Genomic DNA, 15,901 nt, shown 5'->3' on the forward strand with positions numbered 1-15,901 from the left:
GGTTTTGCTCAATCCTAAACTACGGCCCCACCATCATGGTGCCCAGGTCAAGGGTGTTTCTGCCGCCCACCTGTAGCTGGCGCTCGAGCTTCGGTTCCCCACGGTCACAGAATCTGTTGCCCGAGTCGTCGCGGCAGGCAGTTATTTTATAAGTTCCAGGGAACAGGTAGGTCTCAAACTGGCCGTTAGGCACTGGTATGTGCCGGGAAATTGGCCCACTGAAGCTCACCATAAAATCACCTCTGGGCAGCGCCCAGGCAAATGCTTCAGGCAGGTTGATCAGCCCATAGCCAAAAGAGTCGTCTCGACCCGGAAGCCCCAGGTCGGTTGCGGAGTCCCGCAGCTTGACCCATGCCTCCTCGGCACTCGAGGCCTTGCTTGCAGATAACAACATGGCTAGCGCTGCTGCTACCTGGGGAGTAGCCTGGGAAGTGCCCATGTAAAAGGTGTAGTTGGGCAGGTTGGTGGTGTAGTTCCAGGTGGTCGAGAGAATCCCGCCGCCAGTCTGCGAGGTGTTGCCCCCAGGGGCGGCAACGTCCACATCGCTGTTTTGCTGGCTGTAAAAGGCTACCTGGTTGTTCTGGTCGGTAGCCGCTACCGAAATGGCCCCTGGGCAGGCTGCCGGGTAAACCAAGGCGCCGGGGCTACGGCTTTGAAAGTTGCCTGCTGCGGCTACCACCAAAACCCCCCGCGCCACCGCATCCGAAACCGCCTCACACATTACGTTGGAATAGGCCAGAGAACCCAGCGAGAGATTGATGACCTGGGCAGGATGGGGGTTTTGCAGGGTCTGGTTGCCCTTCTGCACCGGGATGCCGGCGGCGTAGCGAACGGCCAGCGCCACATCCTCAAAGGTACCGTTGCCGAGTGAGTCCAGCACCCGCAAGGGCAGTACCTTGAGGGGAGCGTTGTAGGCCATACCGGCAATGCCCGAGTCCGTGCAGGTAGGGCAGGCGGGTGTAAAGGGGCCGGCCCCCGCCACAATGATGCCGGTCACGTGGGTTCCGTGGCTGCCACCGGTGCGGGCGTTCAGATCGCAGGGATCGGAAGGGTTGGTGTCGCCGGGGTTGCCGGGCACCGGATCGGCGCAGGGGTCGTAGGGCTGGTTGGGGTCTGTGGGAGGGGCGGCATCGCCCACAAAGTCGTAGGCCCCCTCGCCCGGTAGCCAGAGCCGCCCGGCCAGGTCGGGGTGGTCGTAGCGCACCCCGGTGTCCACCACCGCAACAGTAACAGGGTTGGTGTAGCTTTGCAGATAGGTGAAGCGGGCGCCAGTGCTTCGCAGGTACCACTGCTGGGGGTAGAACTGATCGGTGGGTTCGCCCTGAGCGCTGACGGTGCCGTTGATCTCGGCCCACTCTACGCTGGGGTCGAGGCGCAGGCGCTGGAGCAACGCCTGGGGGTTGGTGGATTGTAGCTTGGTCAGGCGGCTAATCTGGTCGTGCGACAGCACCCGGCTGCCCTGGGGCAGGGCCACACTCCGCAGGTCGCGGCGGTACTTGACCAGGATTTCGACGGGCCTTGCACTGGCTTTGCCGGGTGTGACGGAACGCAACCCCTGTGAGCCCATCGGGACGAGGCTCGCAGTGGTTGCCAGACTTGCGTCCGCCACCGCGCCCACTACCCGCACCAGCGGCAAGCGCACCGTCACGGTGGTCTCTACGTCCCCGGAAATACTGAGGAGGCCGCTGTATTCCGCCTGGCTCTGGATTTCACCGCTGAAGTTAGCCTCGAGCTTCACCACCCTGGGCCCCACCCCACGCTGGGGGCTGGCGGTGAGCCAACTGCTGTAGGAGTCAATCCGCCAGGCCACATTGGAGCCGACCCGAAGGGTGAGGGTGCCCTCGAGGCCCTCCATCACCACTTCACCGGGAATGGTGTTGGGCGGAGCAGGCATCCAGGCATTCTGCGAGGCGCATCCTGCTAATAGAACCAGTGCCAGCAAAGCGTAAAAGCGCATCTCTTCCACACTAACCGCCCCTTAGTCAAAGTCAAGCCGATTCTGACCATTTCCAGGAAAGGCTAAAGAGGAGGGTTTGGATGCGGATAGAGGATGCCTACAGTCGATAGCCCATAGCCCATAGCCGATAGCTAGGGTGAACTTTGATTCATGCGCTGGACTCGTTTGCGCTCGAGGCCGCAGGCGCGAGCTATCCGGCAAATTCCCAGCCATTTGTCATACCCTGGACTGGCCTCGTCTTCGCTCGAGGCCGCAGGCGCGAGCGGGGCGTAAAATCTTCGGCGATTTGTCAGCCCATGCGTTGGCCTCGTCTTCGCTCGAGGTAACGCTCCACCAAAAACAACGCCAGCGCCAGCGCAATCAGGGGCCACTCCAGCTTCAGGGCTTTCCGGGCGGTAAGGCTTTGTAGCTCGGAAGTACTGCCCAGAAGGCGGCCCCCGCTGATTTCCGACAACCTGCGCAGGTTTTCCTGGCCATCTTCAATGCGCCACTCGGGCAGGGTGGGCAGTTGCAGCCGTAGCCGGGGTTGCTCGTTCTCGAAAATCACTGCCTGACCTACCGTTTCTTTGGGCAGGCGGGCCTCGTAGCGCAGGGGCCCGGTGGGGGCCAGGCTTTGCTCGAGGCCGCCAGCCCGTACACTGGGACGTTCGAACTGACCCTCCAGCAACACCCGCAGTGCGTCGGGCTCGCGTATGGCCTGCACCCTGGGCCGGGCGGGGGTCTGCGAAAGCCAGCGCATGAGCTCGGCCATCAGCGCAGGTGTTCCCGGCCAGCCCTGCCAGGAGCGCGAGAGGTCGGTGGCCAGGGCGGCTACGCGGCCTCGCCCGCTCTCCCCCACCGCCAGCACGGTGTTCTCGCCGGAAGATAGCAGGGTTTGCGCCCAGGGTTTGGCTTTGGCCGGCAGAATGACCCTGAGGGCGGGGGGGTTGGTGGCACGGGTGATGGGGTGGGGCCGCACCGAGACCGGAAAACTGCCCTCGAGGGCGTCTCGCTGGAAGGCCCGCTGGGCCTCCTCGAGGAAAAACCGGGGCAGATCCTGGGGGCTGGGCACATCCCAAAAGGTGCCTCCACCCGCCTGGGCCAGCTCACGCAAGAACTGACGGTCGGCATCGGCTCCCAGCGCTACCGTGCTGGTCTTGATCCGGGGGCTGGCATCGCGGGCCGCATCGAACAGGTCGGGGGTGACATCGGAAGCCAGCCCGTCGGTCAGGGCAATCACCTGTTTGGAGTCGGCAGGCAGGCTTTCCAGGGCGTCCAGGGCTTCCAGGTAGGCCCGCTTTATCATGGTGCCGCCGCCGGCAGAGGTAGACAGGAGCAGGCTTTCGGCCTCCTTTCGGCCCTGTTCGGTCATGGGGCGGGGCCGGAACAGCCAGCGCGGGCGATCCGAGAACACCACCACCCCGATGTAATCCTGGGGCCGGGCCGAGCGGATGAGCTCGAGCGAACCCACCACCGCCAGGCCCAGCTTGTCGGCCTCGAGCATACTGCCCGAAACATCCAGCACCAGCACAATCCCCACCCCGCCGGGTTCCTCTACCGGCTCCACCGGCAGGCTGCCCTCCAGGCTGGAGCGCTCCCAGCCTCCAAAAAACAACCCTCTGGGGGTGGCCGTCCAGAGCAGGCTACCCCCCTGGTTCAAAAAGCTTTGCAGGGCATCGAGTTCGGCCGCCGACAGGTCTCGAGCCCCGACCCCCAGGGCCACCACCTCGGCCCGGATGGGCAGGGTGATTTCCTTCCGCTCCTCTACGGTAAACCCCTGGGCCTGCAGGTAGCGGGCCAGGGCAGCGTCACCCAACACCCAGACCCGGGTGGTATCGGCGGGGCTTAGCTCGAGGCGGGTTTGCTCGGTGCCTAGCGCACTCTCGACCCGCGCCGATACGACCGCAGGCCCATCCAGGCGAAAGCGGTACCCCACGCTGCTGCGCCCGGCCTCGAGCTGCAACTCGCGTTCCTGCCGCCCCGCAGGGCCCTCCACAATCAGCCGTGCCTTGACGCTGGCCGTGGACTCGAGCACCGCCCGTACCTCGATGGTCTCGCCCTTACTGGGGAGCGCCGGCGCCACCAGCGATAGCGAGAGGTTGGGACTGGGGGGCTGGTAAAGGCTGAAGATGGGAACCCCAATGGGCTCGGCCTGATCCTGAAACAGTCCATCCGATACCAGCACGATCCGGTCGGGGCGCAGCTCCTGGGCCTTGCGAAGGGCTTCCCGTAGCTGGGTGCCCTCGCCCAGGTCGAGGCGGCGGGCCGTGGGGGTGGGCACCAGTGTGGCCCCGCTGGCAAAGGCCACATACTGCGCCCCAGTCAGGTTCAGCTCGGGCGCAACCTTCCAGACGGCCTCCCGCGCCGAGGGGCTCTGGTCAAGCAAGACCACGGTTCGGACGGGCTGCACGGGAATACTGGGCCCCCAGAAGGCCAGCAGCAGAAGGGCTATAACGGCAGCGCGTAATCCGAACGACACACGCTTATTATCAAAGGTTCCGCTTCAACCAAATGCGAGTAGCGCCGCAGATGCGTTATTCGGCGGCTGAACTTTACCATGCGGAACAACTTGTTACTCGGTTCGTCGCAACCGAGATACACCTGGCTTCAACCCCGAGGCAACAAAAACCCGCCCTGCTAGTTGCAGGGCGGGGTACTGGTGGAGGCGAGGGGAATTGAACCCCTGTCCAAAGACCCATCCAGCAGACTTCTACGTGTGTAGTTGGTGTTTGGTTGTCGTTCGGGCTTGCGCCACCAACAGCGGGCCGGAACCGAGCGCCGTATAAATTTCGCTCTTGGCTACGGGGCCTTGCCTCGAGCTAGCCGACTTTAGGTCGTTCGTTCAGCACGCCATCGGCTGGGCTTCTGAAGAACGTCGCTGACTTAAGCAGCGAGGGCGTAGCTGTTGCTACGAACGTCGCCAGTTATGGCTTTGCCCATTTTTACGAGGCCATGGGCTACCTCGACACGCCGTACTGCCTTCAAGAGCCCCTGTCGAAACCGGAACGCCCCCAGGCAAATAGCTATTGTAGCAGGTTTTTGGCTTCTTGGGTAGGCTAGGGCCATGAGCAAGATAGACCCCACCCGGCTCGAGCGCGACACCCTGGTCAAGACCCTGGGCATCCAGATTCTGGAGGCATCCCCCCAAAAGGTGGTGGCCGAGATGGAGGTAACCCCCAGGCTGCACCAACCCTTTGGCTACCTGCACGGTGGGGCCTCGGTGGCACTGGCCGAGACCGTCGCCAGCATTGGCGCTTACCTGGCTGCACCAGAGGGCTATACCAGCTTCGGGCTGGAAATCAACGCCAACCATCTGCGCTCCATGCAGTCCGGCAAAGTGACGGCTACCGGAACGCCCCTTCACTCGGGGCGCACCACCGCTGTCTGGAGCATCGAAATCAGAGATGAGCAGGGACGTCTGGTCTGCATTTCGCGCTGTACGCTGGCCATTACGCCCCTGCGTAAGGATTGACAAACGGGGACAACCGCCTTTACACTCCCTGCATATGCAGACCTCGAGGGGTTTCGCAAGCCAAACTGCCCGCTTTTTTGGGTATTTTTATTGGCCTGGCATCCCCGTGAGGCTCGCATAGTGGCTTAACACGCATCCGTGCTTCCGGGGAACGCAAACCCCGGAAGTTTTTTTGCGTGAAAGGAGCGAGGCGATGCTAATCATTCTGAAACATGGTGCAGGTTCGGCAGAAATTGAGTCGGTCGTACGGGAAGTGGAGCGGGTCGGCTACCGGGCCCATGTGTCCGAGGGCGAGCACACCACCCTGATTGGGGCCATCGGCAAGGGCCCCACCCCGGAGCTGATTGAGCACTTTCGGGCGCTTTCTGCTGTGCAGGACGTAATCCCCATCTCCAAGCCCTACAAGCTGGCCTCGCTCGAGGTCTCCCCCAGACCCACCGTGCTGCGCTGGAACACCGGCGCTACCGGCGGCGGCGAGGTGCTGGTTGCCGCCGGGCCTTGCGGGGTGGAGAGCCTGGAGCAAACCCTTACTGCTGCCCGCTACGTCAAAAAGCACGGCGCACAGATGCTCCGGGGCGGCGCCTTCAAACCCCGCACCTCGCCCTATAGCTTCCAGGGGATGGGCCAGGAGGGTCTGGAGATTCTGGCCCAGGCCCGCCGCGAGACCGGCCTGCCCATCGTGACCGAGGTGGTCTCACCCGAGCAGGTAGACCTGGTAGCCGCTTACGCCGATGTGCTGCAAATCGGGGCCCGCAACGCGCAAAACTTCGCCCTGCTGCAAGCGGCAGGCAGATCGGGCCGGGCCGTTATGCTCAAGCGGGGCATGAGCATGACCCTGGAGGAGTTCTTGATGTCGGCAGAGTACGTGCTGGCCCAGGGCAACATGAAGGTCATTCTGGTGGAGCGGGGCATCCGCACCTTCGAAAAGTCCACCCGCTTCACCCTGGATGTCTCGGCGGTACCGGTACTCAAGAGCCTTACCCACCTGCCGGTCTGGATAGACCCCTCCCATGCCGCCGGCAAGCGCGACTGGGTGACCTCTTTGGCGCTGGCAGGCCTGGCCGCTGGGGCGGATGGCCTGATTGTGGAGACCCACCCCGAGCCCGAAAAGGCCCAGTCCGACGCGGCCCAGCAGCTCACCGAAAGCCAGTTTGCCGATATGATGGGCAAGGTCAAGGCCCTCCTGCCGGTGCTGGGCCGCAGGCTGGCGCGGGAACTCGAGCCTGCCTGAGGCGTTTTGCGAATAGCAGATAGCGAATAGCCAATAGCGGATAGCTAGCGGCTGCATGACCCACGACTTGCTACCCTCGACCCGTGACCTCTTTATGATGAAGCCCCTCTTTGGCAAAGTCGGCATCTTTGGGATTGGCCTTCTGGGCGGCAGCGTGGCCCTGGGCCTGCGCGAGCGCTTCCTGGCCGAGGAGATTCACGCCTACGACCCCGACCCCGGGGCGCTCGAGGATGCCCTGGCCCTGCAAGTAGTGGATCGGGTTCACCCATCCCTGGGGAACTGGATTAGAGAGCTGGATCTGGGGGTGCTGGCCGCCCCGATGGGGGTGCTGGTAAGCGAGGGCCAGAAGCTCTCGCAGTTCTCCGCACCGCACACCCTCTGGACCGATGTGGGCAGCGTCAAAAGCCCGGTGGTGGCAGCGCTCACAGGGGTACTGCCCAACTTTGTGGGTTCACACCCCATGGCAGGCAGCGAGAAGGCGGGGGTCGAGGCGGCCCACGCCGGGCTCTTGCAAAACGCAGTCTGGGTGATCACGCCAACCCCCTCGACTAATCCGGAGGCCCTTGCCACCCTGCACAGGCTGGTAGAAAACCTGGGGGCCTATCCACTGGAAATCTCCCCCGAGCTCCACGACCGGCTGGTAGCCCGCATCTCCCATCTGCCTTATCTGCTGGCCGTGGGCTTGAACCGACTGGTGGCCCAGGATCCCCAGCAGGACTTGCTAATGTTTCTGGCCGCCGGGGGCTTCCGCGACCTGACTCGAGTGGCCTCGGGCTCCCCACGCATGAGCCGTGACATGGTGGTGGCTAACAAAGCGGCCCTGCGCGAGGCCATCGAGGATCTGCGGGCGGTGATGCTGGAGCTGGAAAACCTGCTCGAGGCCCCCGAGAACCTGCTCGAGGTGGCCCAGGAAGCCAAACGCACCCGCGACTCACTGCCCATCGTTAAGCGCAGCCTGTTGCCGGTGATGAACGAACTGGTAGTACAGGTTCCCGACAAGCCCGGACAGATTGCCACCGTCTCCACGGCCCTGGGAAACGCCGGGGTCAACATCAAAAACTTCGAGGTGCTGGCCATCCGCGACGAAGGAGGCGCCATCCGGATGGGCTTTGCCACCCCCGACGAGCGTGAGCAGGCCCGGCAAATTCTGGAAAGTATCGGCTACCGAGTGCGTTGAGCCTCGAGGCCCACCATCCTCCAAATTTTCCAGTTCAGCCAAACCACGTAAACCAAAAGAATCGCAAGTATTCCCCAAATAAAAGAACCGAGGCTCTGCACGGTGTTGAGTGCAACCCTGTACGTTTCGTACTGAACGTACCCAAACATTAACAGCATCAAGACGTGAACCCCCGCCAAGCCGTCATCCAAGTATCGCAAAATCCGCTGCTGCTGCTCTGTTTCCAGGCTTAGAAAAGCATTTTTGTTAGGGAGATTGAGGAATGTGTAGTCCGTCATAGCCATGCGAATCAGGGTAAAAGTGGTGGGTATCCCCAAAGTGGCTACAATCGGCAAGATCCAGAAACTCTTCTTAGGCACCCACTGGGTCACGCCCCCGGACAGTCCAAAATGCCCGGGGATGCGATCCGGAAGCAAGGGGTAAAGCAACGCACTCAGGCCCCAAAGCCCTATCAGACCGATAAAAACCAGCCACCATGGGGGAGAGGCTTTCACATTTTTATGATGCCAACTTCCTTGTTGGTTTGTACAGACAGCAACACACCATCCCGATACCCAAAGCCCTGCAGAGGCAGTTGATATCGAATCCGTCTGGATAGAATTTTCTGAGTAGCAATCCTTTAATCCCTCATCCAACGACACCCCAGATGCAGTTATCTACGGCAAAATGCACCTGGACTGCTGGCGGGCTCCTGCAAGGGGAGAAGGAAAGCGTTCAGGTTGATTTGTTATGACCCTGGGCAATGAGCTACTGGCCGTGGGCAGGCACAAACTCGTGAATGACCAGTTCAGCCGGGCAGGCTACCCGTATGGGTGCGGTGGACAAACCCAGGCCCCTCGAGATAAAAGCCGGAACAGGGTCGTCTACCCAGCCCCCGGCAAACTGCTGGCCGTAGAGCGAGGACGTGAAGGTAGGGCCATACCAGGGCAGCACCACCTGTCCCCCATGGGTGTGGCCGCACAGGGTAAGGTCAACCGACTTAGGCACCTGGTACAGATAGTCCGGGTTGTGGCAAATAAGCAAACAAGCTGACGCAGACTGGTGCTTGGCAAGGGCTTTCTCAATATCGGGTTCGCCGTGCCACCAGTCCTCCACGCCTGCCAGATACAGGTCTTCCCGGAGTTGAACACCTTCGTTGTGCAGAAATCGAACGCCCTGTTGATTGAACGCTTCCTCCAGCTCCAGCGGGGGCAGCATGGGCACCCTGGGTGGGCTCGAGCTGGACTTTTTAGAAGTTACCCGCTCCGGGTGCCTGGGCTGGTAGTGGTTATAGCGGTAATCGTGGTTGCCCCAGACCGCCCAGACGCCCAGGGGGGCCTGGAGCTTTCGCAGTTCCGGCAGGATGGGTAGCACCTGGTGTTTTCGCCCGGAGTCGGTCAGGTCGCCGGTAATCACAATCAGGTCGGGTTGCTCCGCCAGGGTGGCCTCCACCCAGCGGCGCACGGAACCCTGGCGAATGAAAAACCCGATATGCAGGTCGGAAAGGTGGGCAACCCGCAAGGGGGCCTGCAAGCCCCTCAAGGGGCGCCGGTAGTGCTGCACGGTGAAGGAATAGCCAAAAATCACTCCGTCATCGTATCGCACTTCTCACAAACGTGGCCGCCCACAAAAACGGGAATGCATCTGGGTCAGACGCAAGTTACCCAAGCTTGGGCCGGGTCGACCCACGAGTGCTTGGGTCTCGAGTTTCCAGGTGGGCACTATGCGTTCCAGGACAAGGCGTTTTTGAAGTCGAGTAGCTCGATAAAACGAAGAGTGCTCCAACCGCCGCCATCAGTCCTCCGGGATGAAGTCAAATACCACCAGTTCGGCAGGTGCGTTGATGCGCAAGGGAAGCACCGTCATGCCCAGCCCCCGCGAGACAAACCCCGCAACCGGGGGCGAGGCGGGGCTGTAGCCGGGGCTGTACCACCCCCCAAGGTAGCTTTGACCATAGTACGAAGGCGTCCAGGGCGCGCCCACACCAGGCAGATAGACCTGACCCCCGTGGGTATGACCGCTCAGAACCAAAGACACCGGTAGACCCTGGTAAAAATCCCAGAAGTCGGGGTTGTGAGCCAGGGCCAGGCTGGCCTTTCCAGCTCGGTAGTCTGCGAGAGAAACCTTGGGGTTGGCTTCCTCTGCCCAGTAGTCGTCTACTCCGCTCAGGTAGAGGTCGTCTCGCACCCATAGGCCCTGGTTGGACAAAACTTCAATTCCCTTTTTGGGCAAACGCTGGCCCAGATAACGCTTAACACTGGGGAGTCCATTGTCGTGGTTACCCCAAATCGAGTAGACCCCCAGTGGCGCACGAAGCCCCCCCAGCGCAGTCAGTAGGTCGTCCAGGTCTGGTGTGGTCGCCTGGTAGATACCTTTGAGCCAGTCCAGGCGCAGGCCCGACTCTATCAGGTCGCCGGTGATGACGATCAGGTCGGGTTTCTCGGCATTGGCCGCCTTCACCCAGGCCCGCACCGATGCAGCATGAACCCAGGGGCCGTAGTGAAGGTCGCTGAGCTGAACAACCCGCAGCGGACGATCCAGACCCCGCAAAACCCGCCGGTAGCGATTGATTTGAAACTGGTAGGCACCACCCACCGCCAGCCCCCCTGCACCCACAACCCCCAGACCAGCCAGGGCCAGCAGGGAAAGCAACCGACGACGGGTCAGCATCGCGCCTCAGTGTACGCCCTGAGAGGGCCCCTGGATGCCCATTTCAAGCAGTTGAAGTCTTTACACGGTCACTCGAGGTTCGCTACCGGATTCAAAAGACACTTTTCAAAACCAAAAACCTCATGGGCCGGGTTGGTTCGTCACGGTTCGGCGACAAACCAGCCATGAAACAACAGGTCTTTCTGGGCGAACCCCTGGCGTTCGTTCCAATCAAAAATCAACCCACAGCGGCCGCTATCGCTTGCTTTTCTTTTTCTCTTCGCGCTCGAGTCTGCGGCGTTCGGCGCGGCTCAAGCCTGAGTAGGCCGAGGCTACCTTTTGCTGGCGCCCCACCGTAAAGGGGTCACGGTTGCCCTGGGAGAGCGTTGCACCGGCCTCAGAGCCGCTGTACTCAACCCCCTGGGCCACAGGTGCCGGAGCGGGCTGCTGGTTGACCTCGACCTGGAGGCGGAACAGGAACTTGGTCACTTCACTCTTGATGCCCGCAATCATCTCGTTGAAGAAGCGGGTACCCTCGAGCTTGTACTCCTGGAAGGGGTCGCGCTGGCCGTAACCGCGCAGGAAGATGCCCTGCTTGAGCACGTCCATGCTGTGCAGGTGTTCTTTCCAGGCGTTATCCACTACCTGCAGGGTCACGAAGCGCTCCACCGCCCGCATCAGGTTGGGGCCTTGCCGGTTGAGCTCGGCCTCGCGGGCTTCATAAGCAGCCCGGGCGGCCTCGACAAGCTTTTCGATGCCCTCCTCGGCCTTCAGCTTGCGCAGGCTGTCGAAGTCGAAGTCCTTGAGGGGCGGAATGTAGTCGACCAGGCTCGAGCGCAAGCCTTCGATGTCCCAGTCGTCGGGGTGTTGCTGGGGGTTGAGGTAGTTGGCGGCGACCCCATCCACGGTGTCCTCCACCATTGCCAAAGCCCCCTCCCGCACAACATCATCGCTACCCAGCAACACATTCCGGCGCTGGGCATAGATCACCTCGCGCTGGCGGGCCATCACCTCGTCGAGGCGCAAGAGCTGCTTGCGGATGTCAAAGTTGCGATCCTCTACACGCTTCTGGGCCCGCTCGATAGAGCGCGTGACCATCTGGTTCTCGATGGGCTCGGAGTCGTCGAAGCCCATCCGGTCAAGCATTCCCACAATGCGCTCGGAGGCGAACAGGCGCATCAGGTCGTCGTCGAAAGAGACATAGAAGCGGCTGCTGCCGGGGTCGCCTTGGCGGCCCGAACGGCCCCGCAACTGGTTATCTATGCGGCGCGACTCGTGGCGCTCGGTGCCGATGATGTGCAGACCCCCCAGCTCCTTGACCCGCACCTCATCAGCGGCGCAGGTATCGCGCAGGCGGCGGATTTCGTCAATCACCGACTGGCGAATGCCGATTTCGGCAGCCAGTTTGAGAGCCTCCTCCTCGGCCCCCTGCACAAGTTTTTTGATGAACAGCTCAATGCGCCACTCAGAGCGGGGCTCGAGGCCCTCCTTCCGCAGCAGGTCGGCTGCCAGGTACTCGGCATTACCCCCCAGCTTGATGTCGGTGCCGCGCCCGGCCATGTTGGTCGAGATGGTAATGGTCTTGCTGCGGCCCGCCTGGGCCACGATTTCCGATTCTTTTTCGTGGTACTTGGCGTTCAGAACCTGATGCGGGATGCCCTTGCGGATGAGTTCCAGGGTGTGAACGGCTTTTTTGAGATAGTCCCAGGCCACCCGGATGTTGCCCTTGGGGGGGATGGTGGACTCGTACTGTTCAAGCTCGCTGTCGCGCAGCGAGCCGGGGCGCTCGAGGGCCTTCTTGAGCCGATCCCACTCGGGGCCGCTTTGCTTCTCGATGGCTTTGGCCAGAAGCTGGGCCCTGGCCTCCAGGCGCGGCAGGAAGTGCCGGGGTTCTTTGAGCATGGCCGAGAGCCGCTCGGACTTCTCCACCGAGATGGTGCCTACCAGCACCGGCTGGCCCTTTTCGTACTTCTCGGCGATCTCCTCTACCACCGCAAAGAACTTGCCCTTCTCCGAACGATAGACCACATCGGGGGCATCCTGGCGAATGACCGGCCGGTTGGTCGGGATACTGACCACGTCCATGCCGTATATTTCTTGAAACTCTTTCTCCTCGGTCTTGGCGGTGCCGGTCATGCCCGCGGTTTTCTCGAAGAGGCGGAAGAAGTTCTGGTAGGTCACGGTGGCCAGGGTCTGGTTCTCGCGTTCAATTTTGACCCCTTCTTTGGCCTCGATGGCCTGGTGCAGCCCCTCGCCGAAACGCCGTCCCGGCTGGAGGCGGCCCGTAAACTCGTCCACGATGATGACCTGACCATCTTGTACAATGTATTCGCGGTCAATGAAGTACAGCTCCTTGGCCCGGATGGCCTGGGTGAGCATGTGGGCGAGTTCCATGTTCTCGGTGTTGAACAATCCCTCAACACCCAGGAGCTTTTCGGCCTTGGCAATGCCTTGCAGGGTCAGGTGCACCGCTTTTTGCTTCTCTTCGATGGTGTAGTCGCCGGTAGGCTCGCCTTTGGTGCCTACCGGGGGCTTTTCCCCGCGCTCGAGCTTCTTAGCTATCTCGGCCATGCGGTAGTACATGTCGGTAGCTTTTTCGGCGGGGCCACTAATGATGAGCGGGGTGCGGGCCTCGTCCACCAGGATCGAGTCCACCTCGTCGATGATGGCGTAGTGCAGCGGGGTATCGTGGCGCAGCACCAGTTGTTCGGGGGCCACCGCCATGTTGTCGCGCAGGTAGTCGAAGCCCAGCTCGCTGTTGGTTACGTAGGTCACGTCGCAAAGGTAAGCCTTGCGGCGCTCCTCGGGGTGCGAGTGGTTCTGCACCACGCCCACCGTAAGGCCCAGGCCTTTGTAGATGGGCCCCATCCACTCCGCATCGCGCCGGGCCAGGTAGTCGTTCACCGTGACGAGGTGTACGCCCTTCCCCGTAATCGCATTGAGCGCGACTGCCAGCGTGGCCACCAGGGTTTTGCCCTCCCCGGTCTTCATCTCGGCAATTTTGCCCTCGTGCAGGACGGCCCCCCCGATAAGCTGCACATCATAGTGGCGCAGACCCAGAAAGCGCTTAGAGGATTCGCGGGTCAGAGCGAAGGCACGGGGCAGCAACTCATTCAGATCACGTCCATTCTGGTAAGCCTCCCGCAGCCTGGCGTACTCGGCAGCCAGGTCGTCAATGCGAGAAACTTCGTCCTCGAGGGCATTCACAGGGGCCACCACTTCTTTCCAGTAGCGGGCCACCTTGCGTTCGTTGTTATCCAGAAGCTTATTAATCCAGGCCAACATAACCAGGCGCAATTGTACCCTGTCTGAATGAGAATGAGTGGGGTATCTGGGTACTTTAGAGCGTTCTTCACATATCTGGAGCTATTCGACATCGAGAACGCTCTGCCCTGTACAGAACAAGGTGGTAGGAGGTGGGTAGCAGGTTTCCAACCCCTGTCCCCGACTCCCTGCTCCATATCTCCACCTAGCGTCGTAAGGGTAGCCATACAGCCTAAGGGGAAAGTTGGCAAGAAGGTTTACCAACCAGTCTCTCAAGCGAACCGACGTCTTTGCGAGGAGGCCAAAGGCCGACGAAGCAATCCAGAAGAAGCTCGCCAAACTACCGACTGGGTAGGACACAGAAAGCACCCAGCCAGGTTCTAACGTTTCGCTGACCAGACTTTTTGTACACTTTGGATATGTTCCGGGTATTGTTCTTGCTATTTCTGCTGGGCAGCCCAGCCCTGGCTAACCTTTGTGACCAACCCTTTTCACCGACCAGGCCGGGCTGGGAATGGCAGTACCGGGTTATCGGCGAACGCTCCAGCACCTATTCGATCCGCAAGACCAACATCACTGATGGGGGCTTTACCCAGGTTCGACAGACTGCCGGTGGCCGAGAGGAGTTGAAATATCGCTGCACCCTTGAAGGCATCGTCCCGGTAGATTTCGGCGGAAGTGGGAGCAACCGGGTTGAGGCGGGCGGGCAGCCGGTCAGCTACGACCTGGAGGTAGTCAAGATAACGGGGGTCGCCATACCCGACTACGACACCTGGGCAGTGGGCAATAGCTGGAAGTTGGTGATAGAGGTGCGGGGAACCGGCCAGCAGGGGCCTTTGCGCTTCAACATTAGCGGTACCCTCGAGACCACCTATCGGGTCGTAGGCCAGGAAAACGTCACCACCCCTGCGGGCCGTTTTATGGCCTACAAACTCCAGACCACCTTTGTCACCCGAATGCGGGCCAACGCAGGCCCCATCAACATTCCCTTCAACTTCGAAAGCCAGGGCACCAGCTGGTATGCCGAAAATGTGGGGCTGGTCAAAAGCATTCAGAAAACCCGCGACGGTGAAAACGTAACCGAGCTGATCGCTTTGCGAAAGTAGGGTTCAAGGAGCACGGTCTAGGGGCAGATAGGCCGCCGCCGGAAGGTTGAGCTGGTTTGGCGGATTCTGCCCCTGGGTACGCCAGGCAGCCAGGGCAATCATGGCTCCGTTGTCGGTAGCCAGGCCCTTTGGGGGGAAGAGTAGCCGAAGGCCTGCTGCCTGCAAGTAAGCCCTGAGCGCTGCATTTTGTGCTACCCCGCCGGTCACCAGAAGGGTTTTGAGGCCGGTGTGCTGGGCCGCACGGGTCACCACCTGAGCAATATGCTCCACCGCTACCTGCTGGAACCGGGCAGCAATGTCGGCGGGCGCATAGCCCTTTTCAATGGCCCTGGCAACGGCAGTTTTAAGGCCCGAAAAACTGAAGGCAAAGCCTTCCTGGCCCTGGAGCGGAACCCCCAGGGGCACTTTATGGGCATCTCCGTGTTGGGCCAGTTTTTCGATTTCGGGCCCCCCAGGGTAGCCCAGGCCCAGCAGGCGGGCCGACTTATCAAAGGCCTCGCCAGCAGCATCGTCCAGGGTAGCCCCAATCAGATGGTATTCACCCCAGTTTCGCACCTCGAAAAGATGGGTGTGCCCGCCCGAGGCAATCAGGGCTAGAAAGGGTGGTTCTACCTCGGGATGCTCGGCCAGGGCCGCGTAGATGTGGCCCTCGAGGTGGTGCACCGCCACAAAGGGCTTGTCCAGGGCAAACGCCAGCCCCTTGCCGTAGGTATAGCCCACCAGCAGGGCCCCAATCAGGCCTGGCCCCCGGGTGGCCGCAATCAGGTCGAGGTTGCTAACTTCAATTCCCCCCTCCAGGAGCGCCTGCTGTACCAGGCCATCTATCACCTGGGTATGCTCGCGGGAGGCCAGCTCGGGCACCACCCCCCCATAGCGCTGGTGCAGGAGGGTTTGTGAGGCCACCAGGTTGACCACTACCTGACCGTCCCGCACCAGACCCACGCCGGTGTCGTCGCAGGAGGTGTCTATGCCCAGAATCCACACAGTCCGATTTTCCTAACCAAAGCCTTCGGGGTCAAGCTAAAAACCAAAATTGCGGCTTCAGGCTCTTATCATTGGCATGGGCATCGTCGTTTCAACCCCTCAC

At 61.4% G+C, this 15,901-nt stretch carries 11 protein-coding genes and 1 other RNA gene; 4 read left to right on the forward strand and 8 right to left on the reverse strand.

What is annotated here, in order from left to right; translation table 11 throughout:
• Positions 1–19: 19 nt before the first annotated feature.
• The 3 genes from J3L12_RS01355 to ssrA form a co-directional block, all read right to left on the reverse strand.
• A complete protein-coding gene (locus J3L12_RS01355) occupies positions 20–1,957 on the reverse strand; it encodes a S8 family serine peptidase (RefSeq protein ID WP_208013285.1) in 1,938 nt (645 codons plus the stop codon).
• Positions 1,958–2,246: 289 nt separating this feature from the next.
• Complete coding sequence (locus J3L12_RS01360) at positions 2,247–4,415, reverse strand: vWA domain-containing protein (protein ID WP_208013232.1); 2,169 nt, start codon at positions 4,413–4,415, stop codon at positions 2,247–2,249.
• A gap of 178 nt (positions 4,416–4,593) precedes the next feature.
• Positions 4,594–4,949: a transfer-messenger RNA gene (gene ssrA, locus J3L12_RS01365) on the reverse strand.
• Between the two features lie 51 nt (positions 4,950–5,000).
• On the opposite strand from ssrA, the gene J3L12_RS01370 reads away from it, so the two are divergent.
• The 3 genes from J3L12_RS01370 (at position 5,001) to J3L12_RS01380 (ending at position 7,816) form a co-directional block, all read left to right on the forward strand.
• Positions 5,001–5,408, forward strand: a complete 408-nt coding sequence (locus J3L12_RS01370) for a hotdog fold thioesterase (RefSeq protein WP_208013233.1) — start codon at positions 5,001–5,003, stop codon at positions 5,406–5,408.
• A gap of 193 nt (positions 5,409–5,601) precedes the next feature.
• On the forward strand, positions 5,602–6,639 hold the full coding sequence (gene aroF, locus J3L12_RS01375; protein WP_208013234.1) for a 3-deoxy-7-phosphoheptulonate synthase: 1,038 nt from the start codon (positions 5,602–5,604) through the stop codon (positions 6,637–6,639).
• Between the two features lie 97 nt (positions 6,640–6,736).
• Positions 6,737–7,816 (forward strand): prephenate dehydrogenase/arogenate dehydrogenase family protein, encoded by a 1,080-nt coding sequence (locus tag J3L12_RS01380; protein ID WP_208013286.1) that lies wholly within the window; start codon positions 6,737–6,739, stop codon positions 7,814–7,816.
• Here J3L12_RS01380 and J3L12_RS01385 read toward each other — a convergent pair.
• From J3L12_RS01385 to secA, 4 genes are all read right to left on the reverse strand, one after another.
• Positions 7,801–8,310, reverse strand: coding sequence for a DUF1648 domain-containing protein (locus J3L12_RS01385; RefSeq protein ID WP_208013235.1), 510 nt, complete (start codon positions 8,308–8,310; stop codon positions 7,801–7,803). The genes J3L12_RS01380 and J3L12_RS01385 overlap by 16 nt on opposite strands.
• 253 nt (positions 8,311–8,563) lie before the next feature.
• Positions 8,564–9,382 carry a metallophosphoesterase gene (locus J3L12_RS01390; RefSeq protein WP_208013236.1) on the reverse strand — a complete coding sequence of 273 codons (819 nt, stop codon included), beginning with the start codon at positions 9,380–9,382 and terminating at the stop codon, positions 8,564–8,566.
• Between the two features lie 207 nt (positions 9,383–9,589).
• Entirely contained in the window at positions 9,590–10,465 is an 876-nt protein-coding gene (locus J3L12_RS01395; RefSeq protein ID WP_208013237.1) for a metallophosphoesterase, read from the reverse strand.
• A gap of 234 nt (positions 10,466–10,699) precedes the next feature.
• Positions 10,700–13,729, reverse strand: coding sequence for a preprotein translocase subunit SecA (gene secA / locus J3L12_RS01400; RefSeq protein ID WP_208013238.1), 3,030 nt, complete (start codon positions 13,727–13,729; stop codon positions 10,700–10,702).
• A 398-nt stretch (positions 13,730–14,127) separates the two neighbouring features.
• Between secA and J3L12_RS01405 the strand changes: the two genes are divergently transcribed.
• Positions 14,128–14,814: a hypothetical protein gene (locus J3L12_RS01405; RefSeq protein ID WP_208013239.1), complete on the forward strand. Its 687-nt coding sequence runs from the start codon at positions 14,128–14,130 to the stop codon at positions 14,812–14,814.
• Between the two features lie 3 nt (positions 14,815–14,817).
• Here the strand turns inward: J3L12_RS01405 and tsaD are convergent, their stop codons facing one another.
• Complete coding sequence (gene tsaD, locus J3L12_RS01410) at positions 14,818–15,798, reverse strand: tRNA (adenosine(37)-N6)-threonylcarbamoyltransferase complex transferase subunit TsaD (protein WP_208013240.1); 981 nt, start codon at positions 15,796–15,798, stop codon at positions 14,818–14,820.
• Between the last annotated feature and the right edge of the window lie 103 nt (positions 15,799–15,901).

The organism is Meiothermus sp. CFH 77666 (assembly GCF_017497985.1).
Taxonomy (GTDB): Bacteria; Deinococcota; Deinococci; order Deinococcales; family Thermaceae; genus Meiothermus.